This window comes from Oceanihabitans sp. 2_MG-2023, assembly GCF_030547245.1.
GTDB lineage: Bacteria > Bacteroidota > Bacteroidia > Flavobacteriales > Flavobacteriaceae > Oceanihabitans.
Window position 1 is genome coordinate 228,758 of record NZ_JAUOQT010000001.1, and the last position, 10,236, is coordinate 238,993.

Below are 10,236 nucleotides of genomic sequence, written 5' to 3' on the forward strand. Positions count from 1 at the left end.
TATGCGTTTAGATAAAACATCGAATCCTGCTTTTACAAATTTCTTTTGGAACGACAGAAAATCCTCCTCAGCAAAAATGACAGTTTCTGGTATATTTATGAAATCGCTTTTTTGTATTGCAATTATTGCTGCAATAACGGTATTTATTTGGAAACTATATAGTTCGGGCTGGGATATCGAATGGTTTCTTTATGGCGGAATTATTGCATCTATAATTATAAGTATCACTATCTCTTACAAACACGGTTGGGCACCTTTTCTTGTGCCTTTATACGCTATAGCTAAAGGTTGTTTTCTAGGTGGAATAAGTAGTTTTGCACATGCTAAATTTCCTAATATGCCTTACCAAGCAATTGGTGTTACTATTATAACTTTTTTCACGATACTTTTTCTATATCAAACTAGAATTATTGCAGTTACTCAAAAACTAAAAAGTATTATTATTACTGCTGCATCAAGTATCTTTTTAGTGTATATTATTTCGTGGGTTTTAAGCTTTTTTGGAATTCAATCTTTTATTTGGGGAACTTCATTAATTGCAATTGCATTTAATGTGATTGCTGCTTTTGTTGCATCATTAACGCTGCTTTTAGATTTTCAATATATTGAAAGACAAAAAAACAAAGCGCCTAAAAGTAAAGAATGGCTTGCTACTTGGGGTCTTTTAGTATCTTTAGTCTGGTTGTATGTCGAGATTTTGAGACTAATGAAAAAATTAGCTATTCGGTATTAGTACTCGGCAACTACAGACAAGAAGGTAGAATTAAAAAAAAACTAATCTACCTGAATTTGAATTGGCAAAGTAAACTGTGTTTTTACTTGTTGACCACGTTTAATTGCTGGATATATTTCTGGTAAAAAATCTAAGCTCTCATATAATAAATCTTCAATATTTGGTATTTCAACTAAAGTTATAGAATCGATTTTTGCATCCATAAGATGCAGTTCTCCAGTTTCAGAAATTTGAAAATGCACTAAAATGGTATCTTGAATGTCTTGAGTAACGACTATTTTTTGTGAAGTTAAATTCTTGTAAATAGCTTCTGTTAGCGTATTTTGAAAACAGACTTTCTTACTTTCTTGATTGGAAGAAGTAGAACAAGTTTTAAAAGTTGGGTAAACATCAACATCCCTCCAATTAAACGTTTGTAATTCTTCTTCAAGAATAGCTTCGGAAGATGTTTTCTTCACATTAAAATAGTTACAGGAAGTAACTACTAAGAATAATAAAAAAAGCAGGATTCTTTGCATATATTAAAGAAAACCGAAAAATACAATTTATTATTGAATGTTGTTATTTCTTAACCACAAACATACTAGAATGCGTTTTAGAGCCTTGTTTTATTTTTAAAACATAAACACCATCTTCTAGCTTTTCTACATTAATAGTTTTAATAAGCTGATTTTTTATATGGTAGTTTTTATCATCATAAAAACGTACGCCATTTAAGTTAAAGATTTCAAAATCATAATTTCCTTCGATTGCTGTTTTAAACTCTATGTTTAAATTAACAGATGCCGGATTGGGGTAAACAACAATATTCTCTTCTAAATTAAAAGAATCACAACAAACTTCTTCTTGTACTTTTTTAGAATTTCGATACCCTAATTTAATGTTTTTTGTAAGTGTTCTACCTTCGCTTAAAACTTTAAACTCTAGAGTATCAAAAGGTTTGTGGGAAGCAATTATTTTTTTTGCTTCTACCATTTTATTTACTTCTATGTTATTAATAGATAAGACAACATCTTCAATTAATAATTTGTTTACATCTGCAGCAGTATTTTCTAATACATTTAAAATAATAACACCTTTTTCTGTTTCTCTACCACAAGGGCCTCCAAACTGCACACCTAAATAAGCCTTTTCGTAAACAACTTTATCTATAGTACATGTTTTTTTACAATCTTTTTCTGACTGTGAAAATATTGGTGTTACGCAAAAAAAGAATCCAAATAAGAATAGTAAACTGTTTTTCATATTGCTAAGTAAATAAAAAAAGTTTTCTTATAAATAAAAAACTCCAAATTATTAAGATTTGCTAATTAAATGCAAAAAAACAGGTTTAAATGCCGCTCAATCCATCTAATTGTTTGCGAAGCATTAGAAATACCTCCTAAAAATTTAAAACCGAAGATTAATCTTCGGTTTTAAATTTAAGAAACAAAAATGTTTTAAAAGTGTTTTATCCTTTAATTTGAAACTGTATTGGAAATCCGTAAGGTACTGTAACCGCTTTACCAAGATGCATTCCTGGTTTCATTTTAGGTAATAGATTTACTATACGTATCGCTTCTTTTTCTAATGCTGCATGTGGAGCTCTTGATTTAACATCAATAATATTTCCATTTTCATTTACTTTAAACTGCACACTTATTCTGTGTTTCCCTGGTGCTAAACCTAAACTTTCTGCTAAGTCTACATTAAATTTTTTACCAACAAATTCACCAACTTTTGTTGCCATACATTTTTTTCTTTCCTCATTATTTACCGCATCTTCACAACCTGGAAAAACAGGAACTTGTTCGATTGCTGTGAAAGAAACTTCTTCACTACTAAAACTTGATGCTGTAAAGCTACCAGAACTTGTTTGTCCATTATCTTCTAGGTTTGCTTTAAACGCATCTATAATATATTCTGCTAGCTCTATTCGATCTTGCTTTGAAAAATTGCTGTTTTCTGTTAGTAGTTGGTTTCTAAACTTATTAACAATAGCTTCTAATTCTTGATCGGGTTCTTGTTCTTGTGTTTCGTTAGAACATGAAGAATAGGTTAGCATTACAGCCATAATTGGTACTAATAATGCATATTTTAATAATTGTACTTTTTTTGATTTTGATTTGTTTAACATAACGATTCGTTTTTTGATTAATGATTGTTTATAAAATGGATTGATGAATGATATTCGCTTTGTTTGAAAAACTTTAGCTAATAAATTGTGATAATAACTTGTTTTATCTTGATGCTTTATGGCTTCTATATCTGCCAGATACTCATGTAGATCTGCTATTCTGTTTTGATAAATATAAATGAATGGGTTGAACCAAAAAACAATTCGGAGGATTTCAAAAAGAAGCAAATCGATGGAGTGCTTTTGTTTTACATGTGCCATTTCATGTTTTAAAATAGCTTCTTTATCTTCTGGTTTAATAAGTTCTCCTAGAAATATATAATTGAAAAATGAAAATGCAGAACTACTCTTTTTTAACTTTACTAGTATGATCTTTCCAAAGACCTCCTTTGGGTTGTTATGAATAAGTAATAGCACATTTATTATTTTATAAACAAATAAGATAGAAGCTATAAAAACACCTAAATAAAGGAATATTTGCCATGTAAATATTGTATTTGTAACAACAGGACCATTATCTATTACAACATCATTTAGCATTATTGTTTCTGGATTCCCTAAAATTATTTCTGGAAGTGTAATTATAAATTCTTGTGGTATTACATTTTTAAAACTATCAATTTTTATAAAAGGAATAATAAAGGACACTATGGTAGTTGCCAAGAGGTAAACCCTATTCCAATTAAAAAAGGTTTCTTTTTTTAAAAACAGATCGTAAGCGATTAAAAAGAAACACTGAAATGCTATAGTTTGTATAATATAATGTAGCATATTACTCTTTTTTATTTATTTCCTTTAAAACAGATTCTAATTCGTTTAAACTGATATCATTTTTTTTCATAAAAAAAGAAACCATACTCTTAAACGAACCTTGAAAATAATTATCTACCAATTTATTTATAGATTGATTACTGTAATCTTGTTGTTGCACTAATGGAAAGTATATATGACCTTTTCCTTTTTTTTCATAATCAACAAAACCTTTACTTTCTAAAATTCTAACTATTGTAGATACAGTATTATATGCAGGTTTGGGGTTTGGTAATTGTTCAATTATAGCTTTAACATTTGCTTTTTCAAGCTGCCAAAGTACTTGCATAATATCTTCTTCTGCTTTTGTGAGTTGTTTCATTATTCTTTGATTTAATGCAACTAAAAACTTAGTTTAACATGACAAATATAACTAAAAATTTAGTTTGAACTAATTTTTTAGTTGCAAATTGTAACATTATGAAGTGAATTGCGTCTTATAATAAAAAATACATGGACATTTTTTTAGCCTTTTTGGGCTTCTTATTTATAATTATTGGCGTCATTGGTAGTTTTCTACCTGTGCTTCCAGGACCACCAATGAGTTGGATTGGTTTATTTTTATTGTACCTTACTAAAGCAGTGCCAAATGATACTTGGTTTTTGGCTATTACATTAATTGTAGCACTAATTGTTTTTGCGCTAGATTATATAATACCTGTACTTGGCACCAAAAAATTTGGTGGCAGTAAAATGGGTATGATAGGCACCACTGTTGGTCTATTAATTTCCATATTTTTTCCAGTTTTTGGTTTGTTAGGAATTATTATTTGGCCTTTTATTGGCGCATTGACTGGTGAATTAATTAATAAAGCAGATTCTAAAACTGCTGTAAAAGCAGCTTTTGGTTCCTTTTTAGGGTTTTTAACTGGTACCTTTTTAAAGTTTATTGTAGCTGTAGTTTATCTCGGTTTTTTTATTCTAACTTTTTGGGAATACAAAACGGCTATTTTTAATTTTTAAGACTAAAAAATCGAAAAAGCCTTATAATTTCAAATAAATGAAACCACAAGGCTTAATACATGCTATAATCAACATAATTTTATCTGAGGGGATTAACTAATTATGCGTTGTTGATAATATAAAGATAGGTATAATCTATAAAACTCGCTTACGGTTTTTCCGTAAAACAATTACGGTAAAACCATACTAATCAGTATTTTAGATGCTTTTAAGCGTTAAAAAAAAATACAAAAAGTTTATAAATTAACATTTCAAAAGGTAAATCTTACAAATTTTATAAAAAACCTTTCTTTCTAGCTTCAATTAGTAAAGTCTCATCTTGACTATCTGTAATATAAAACACTTCTTTTAAATTTTTTTTTCTTTTTTCAACCGAGCTTGTAGAAATACCTAAATGCTTGGTTAAACTTTTTGTTTTAATTCCTTGTGATAAAAGGTATAAAATTTTTCTATCTATATCGTCTATTTCAATTTCAGAGTCTAGCGTAGTTTGAAGATATTTAGTAACTGTTGTACTATAAAATGGGGGATTATTAATAACAGCTTGAAATGCACTTGCTAGTTCTCTTGAAGTTAAATCGCTTTTAATAACAAAACCTTCTGGCTTTATTTCTTTAATGATATTATGTATTCTATATGGTTCATTAAACATGGTAAGAATAACAATTTTAGCATTTGGAAGAATAGTTCTAGCGTATTTAGAGAGATCTTCTCCAGAAGTTATAGACCCATCTGCCGATGGTGGCAAACTAATATCCATAAATAAAACAGTATAAGGATTCTCTTCTTCTCTGGATTTTTGCATTAAAGTAATAGATTGATCGCAAGTATTTGCAATATCTATTTGTAATTCTTGGGTTTCTTTTTTTGTAGCTAATAATGTGTTTTGATAACCTTCTATAATTATAGGGTGATCATCTGTCATTAGAATTCTAATTTTTTCGTGCATTATGTTAGGGCGTTTTTACTTGGTAGGAATAGCAATGGTAATACTAGTTCCTACATTTTTTTGTGACTTAATATCTAATTTTCCTTGAATTTCTTTTACTCTAGATGTAATATTTTTAATACCAATTCCTTTTTTGGATTTACTTACTTCAAAACCAGTTCCATCATCTCTTATCGTGATACAAATTACATTATTTTTTATAGTAAAGCTAATTTCTACTTTGGAAGCATTAGCATGCTTGTATATATTTTGAAGAGATTCTTGTAAAATTCTATATATATGAATTTTAGTTTTATTTGTTACATTATCCCAGTGTATAGCATCATCATTAGTTAGTGTATAATCTAATTTGTATGCTTTTGTTTGTGTTTCTAAAAGTGTTTCAATAATGTCTTTAAATCCAGATCCAGAAACAAAATCGGTATTTAACTCATGAGATACTTTTCTAATTTCTTGTTCAATGGCCTGTAATTCATCAATATAGTTTTCTCTAGATTTAATAGCTTCTTCCGTAGTACTCATATTCAAACTATCTAAACTCAACCTAGTTCCAAAAAGTCTTCCTAAAATACCATCATGAAGTTCTTCCGAAATTCTTCTTTTTTCGGTACTTCTTGCTTCATCAATTTTATCTTGTTGAGAAAGCATGAGGTTATAAATCTCTTCATTGGTTTCTTGTTGTTGTTGCACAAACTTTAATTCTTTATTTTTTGCGCGCTGGGTAATGATAACGTATAGTAAAGTAAGTGTAACTAACAAACCAATAGATATTAATAAAAGTAAGAATCTTTCTTTTGAAACTTGTTCTTTTTCTGCTTTTATTTGGTCGGTTTCATAGTCTATTCTAGCAAATTTATTTCTTATAGAACGTTCTGCTTTTTGCAAACTATCACTAAGTTTTATATATGTTTTTAAACTTTTTTGCGCCTTTTCTCCCGTATCAATCTTCGCTTTTAGTAAAAGAGATTCTAGAATGGTTTCATTTGCTACTAATTCTTTACCTATTTTATATGCGTTATTTACATAATATCTAGCACTATCTAGATTTTCTATTTGCAAATAGAACTCCGCCAAATCCATACTAATAGATAACTGTCCGACATCATCATCTTCTTTTTTACTTATTTGAAAAGCGTCATTAAAAAGCTTTTTTATTTCTAATTTATTTGCTGTATTATTTTTAAGTTTTGCATATGCCAATCCTGATAAAATTATAGAATAAGAAGATGGGTCATAGTCTAAAACAGATTCTTCTTTATATAGTTTTTCATAAAGTCTTTCTGCTGTAACATAGTCCCCTTTTCTTCTATACAAGGCAGCTATATTTATATTAGAAAACAATTTGTTTTCATAAGAATCCTCCATTTTATCACAAATAACGAGAGTCTTATCATAATACTCTAATGCTTTTTCATACTGTTCTAATTCTGCTGAAACTACAGCAATTAGACTATTTGCGTTCCATAATGTTTCTAGATTTCCATCAGTTTCTGGTAACTGCTCTAGTAAAGAAATAGATTTAATAGCATTATTTTCGCAGCCAACATAATCTCTTTCTATTTCCTGAATAACGGCCATATTAGATAAGACCTCCCCTTCATGTTGCGCATCTTTTAAAAAATGGTAAAATTTGGAGGATTTATAATAATAGAAATAAGCGCTATCGTGCTTCTCTAAAAGATGATAATAAAAACCTAAATAATAATTCGAATGCGCAATTGAGGTAGTGTCTTTTATTCTTTCTGATACTTTTAAATTATTAAAACTTATAGATTTATAAGTGTCAAAATCTCCAGACTGTAAATATAACATCGATAAGTTACGGCTGCTTTTTAATACAATTGTATCTAGGTTCGTAAGTTTAGATAAAGCTACCGCCTCTTTTGCATAATTAATTTTATCCTCAAAAGAATACTCTTGCTGGTTAGATAAATCTTTTAAATTTTGTATTTCTTTTATTTGACTTTCTAATCCATCCTTATTCTGAGCAAGACAGACATTATAAATCAAAAATGTTATAAAAAAATAATACTGTATTTTCAAGTCTACATAATTTTTGGCTGCCTTTCAAATGTATAACTTTTTATGAAACTCTTAGCATATAGTTACTATAAACTAGCATACCCTTTGCGTATTTACAAAGGGTATAATAGTTAAAAAATAAATAAATTTATGCGTTAGGAACTTTTATTTTAAGTTTTTCCTTTTTAAAAGTAACTTTTACTATTGTTTCTTTGTTTTTCTCTTTTTCTTGAGAAGGTTTGTCTTGTGGAGTTAAAGATGCGAAGATTGCACATACTACTGCTACTAATAATGTAATTTTTAGGGATTTCATTTTATTTGATTTTATGGTTTATAATATTTTATATATACGTATATAAAGCAAATGCCTCTATATAATTGAAATTAAAATTTCTGTAAAAAACACAAAGTAGACATCAGGTCTATTTTGTATTTATTGAGGGAATAAATAAAATGGATTAAAAACCTTAATAAGCTGAAATATAATTTATTGGGACTTAATTAAGAACGGCTAATATATAGCAATCTAAAATTAAGAAAACAAAAAACACGTTTAAATGCTTATTTCATCGTTCAAATGTATCGTTTTTATTTTAATTGTACAAAAAAAGCTTATAAAACAAAAAAGCTTCACAATTTTCTATAAAGAAAAAAGGAAAGCTTTCCATCGGTTTAACTACTTAAACCATTGATAGACTTTAACATCTATCAAACAACACAACTAAATTTTATTGCCAAAAAAAGCTTCTCCTAAGAGAAGCTTTAGCAATTTTTGCGGTCTGGACGGGACTCGAACCCGCGACCCCCTGCGTGACAGGCAGGTATTCTAACCAACTGAACTACCAAACCGTTGCTTAATTGCGATTGCAAATATACATTGCTTATTTAATATCCCAAATGTTTTTTTAAGTTTTTTTTAAAAAAAATTACTTAAACAAAATTTCTGCGCTCTACCATATAGGTTGTCAGTATATTATCGAAATTTTTATTTATATCAGCCTCGACGTATTTTATTCTGTATTGCCCACATTTTAATCGTAATTCTTCAAAATATGTTGAAACTGCTTTTTCATAATTCTCTTTTACGGTTTCAGAATACAAATTAATATACTCTCCAGTTTCTACATCTATAAACCGTTTTGGTTTATTATCAAAATCGAAGGTTAATTCTTTGCTTTTATCGAATACATGAAATAGCACTACTTCATGTTTATTATGTTTTAAATGTCGTAGTGCTTCAAATAGTTTAACTTCATCTTCGCTAGTTTGAAACATATCTGTAAACAGAAATATCAATGATCGTCTATGAATTTTTTCAGCAATAAGGTGTAAATAATTATAGGTTTCTGTTTTTCTATTTAACGTTTTAGCAACTACTGTGTCACTTAATTGATGGAGCAACATTTGGTGATGGCGTTCGCTTCCTTTTTCTGGTGCATAAAAATTGTAAGCATCACTATAGATGCTTAACCCTACGGCATCGCGTTGTTTTTTTAACATGTGCATTAAAGACGCAGCGGCTAATGCAGAAAAAGCAACTTTATTTAAATGATCTATTGAGAAATTTTGCATCTCTGGATAATGCATCGAGCTACTATTATCTACAATAATATGACAGCGTAAATTGGTTTCGTCATCGTATCGTTTGGTGTATAATTTGTCTGTTTTCGCAAATAATTTCCAATCTATATGCCTGGTGCTTTCACCTGGATTGTAAATTTTATGTTCTGCAAATTCTGCCGAAAAACCATGAAACGGACTTTTATGCATCCCAGAAATAAAACCTTCTACTACTTGCTTAGCAAGTAATTCTAGGTTTTTAAAACCTCCCGTTTTGTTTAGTTCGTCTCTTAAATTCATAAGTCTATCTGTCGCTCGCTACATCTTCCCAAAAGGGGAAATTATATTAATTAATATGTTTTTTTAAGCGCGTTATGGATGGTAGAAAAATCTTTTCTTGTCTTTAAAAGCAAAAATCAGTCCATTCGAATCCGCTCAGGGTAAACCCTAGTCTGGTTTTGTTTTGTTTTGCTTTATTTTTGAAAAACAAAAAACGCGCAAATTATAACAGCTCTAAACTAAAAAAGGTTTGCCATTACAGCAAACCTTTTATCTTTTCTTTTACGTTTTATTTTACAAAAGCTTGTCTATTGCTTCCGAATACACAGCTTTAGGAGACACTCCTACTTGACGACCTACAACTTCACCGTTTTGAAAAACTAAAACTGTTGGTATGTTACGTACGCCATATTTTGCTGCAAATTCTTGGTTTGCATCTACATCTACCTTACCAACTACTGCTTTACCTTCGTATTCTGTACTAATTTCATCAATGATTGGTCCAACCATTCTACATGGTCCACACCAAGCTGCCCAAAAGTCAACCATTACTGGTTTGTCACTTTTTAATACTGTTTCTTCAAAGTTTGCATCTGTGATTTCTAATGCCATAATTTTATGTTTTAATTGAATTTTACTTCTTGTTAATATGCAATATTAGTCAAAAATTTTGCCAAAGCTTACAAACTAACAATTTGTTCTGTTTATTAGTCTATTGTTTTAGTCTATATTACTTTTTATTTGGGCGCATAAACCAGGCTTTCCTCTATATCTTTTTTGCTTTTCTTGGCAAAAAAGGATGCC

At 29.2% G+C, this 10,236-nt stretch carries 11 protein-coding genes and 1 tRNA gene; 2 read left to right on the plus strand and 10 right to left on the minus strand.

Annotated elements, in window-relative coordinates; translation table 11 throughout:
• Position 1: 1 nt before the first annotated feature.
• Positions 2-733, plus strand: coding sequence for a Bax inhibitor-1/YccA family protein (locus Q4512_RS00960; protein WP_303420644.1), 732 nt, complete (start codon positions 2-4; stop codon positions 731-733).
• 41 nt (positions 734-774) lie between these two features.
• Here the strand turns inward: Q4512_RS00960 and Q4512_RS00965 are convergent, their stop codons facing one another.
• The 4 genes from Q4512_RS00965 to Q4512_RS00980 all read right to left on the minus strand — a co-directional run bounded on the left by Q4512_RS00965 (position 775) and on the right by Q4512_RS00980 (position 3,981).
• Entirely contained in the window at positions 775-1,191 is a 417-nt protein-coding gene (locus Q4512_RS00965) for a hypothetical protein (protein WP_303420646.1), read from the minus strand.
• Positions 1,192-1,294: 103 nt separating this feature from the next.
• Complete coding sequence (locus Q4512_RS00970; protein ID WP_303420648.1) at positions 1,295-1,978, minus strand: T9SS type A sorting domain-containing protein; 684 nt, start codon at positions 1,976-1,978, stop codon at positions 1,295-1,297.
• 205 nt (positions 1,979-2,183) lie between these two features.
• Positions 2,184-3,620 carry a M56 family metallopeptidase gene (locus tag Q4512_RS00975; protein ID WP_303420650.1) on the minus strand — a complete coding sequence of 479 codons (1,437 nt, stop codon included), beginning with the start codon at positions 3,618-3,620 and terminating at the stop codon, positions 2,184-2,186.
• A 1-nt stretch (position 3,621) separates the two neighbouring features.
• Positions 3,622-3,981 (minus strand): BlaI/MecI/CopY family transcriptional regulator, encoded by a 360-nt coding sequence (locus tag Q4512_RS00980; RefSeq protein WP_303420652.1) that lies wholly within the window; start codon positions 3,979-3,981, stop codon positions 3,622-3,624.
• A gap of 131 nt (positions 3,982-4,112) precedes the next feature.
• Between Q4512_RS00980 and Q4512_RS00985 the strand changes: the two genes are divergently transcribed.
• Complete coding sequence (locus tag Q4512_RS00985) at positions 4,113-4,622, plus strand: DUF456 domain-containing protein (RefSeq protein WP_303420654.1); 510 nt, start codon at positions 4,113-4,115, stop codon at positions 4,620-4,622.
• Positions 4,623-4,896: 274 nt separating this feature from the next.
• Here Q4512_RS00985 and Q4512_RS00990 read toward each other — a convergent pair whose 3' ends face one another.
• The 6 genes from Q4512_RS00990 to trxA all read right to left on the minus strand — a co-directional run bounded on the left by Q4512_RS00990 (position 4,897) and on the right by trxA (position 10,044).
• Complete coding sequence (locus tag Q4512_RS00990) at positions 4,897-5,571, minus strand: DNA-binding response regulator (RefSeq protein WP_303420656.1); 675 nt, start codon at positions 5,569-5,571, stop codon at positions 4,897-4,899.
• A gap of 15 nt (positions 5,572-5,586) precedes the next feature.
• Entirely contained in the window at positions 5,587-7,581 is a 1,995-nt protein-coding gene (locus Q4512_RS00995; RefSeq protein ID WP_303420658.1) for a tetratricopeptide repeat-containing sensor histidine kinase, read from the minus strand.
• Positions 7,582-7,741: 160 nt separating this feature from the next.
• On the minus strand, positions 7,742-7,906 hold the full coding sequence (locus tag Q4512_RS01000) for a hypothetical protein (protein WP_303420660.1): 165 nt from the start codon (positions 7,904-7,906) through the stop codon (positions 7,742-7,744).
• Positions 7,907-8,368: 462 nt separating this feature from the next.
• A tRNA-Asp gene (locus Q4512_RS01005) sits at positions 8,369-8,442 on the minus strand.
• An 81-nt stretch (positions 8,443-8,523) separates the two neighbouring features.
• Positions 8,524-9,453 carry a DUF58 domain-containing protein gene (locus tag Q4512_RS01010; protein ID WP_303420662.1) on the minus strand — a complete coding sequence of 310 codons (930 nt, stop codon included), beginning with the start codon at positions 9,451-9,453 and terminating at the stop codon, positions 8,524-8,526.
• A 273-nt stretch (positions 9,454-9,726) separates the two neighbouring features.
• Entirely contained in the window at positions 9,727-10,044 is a 318-nt protein-coding gene (trxA, locus tag Q4512_RS01015; RefSeq protein WP_303420664.1) for a thioredoxin, read from the minus strand.
• Positions 10,045-10,236 lie beyond the last annotated feature (192 nt).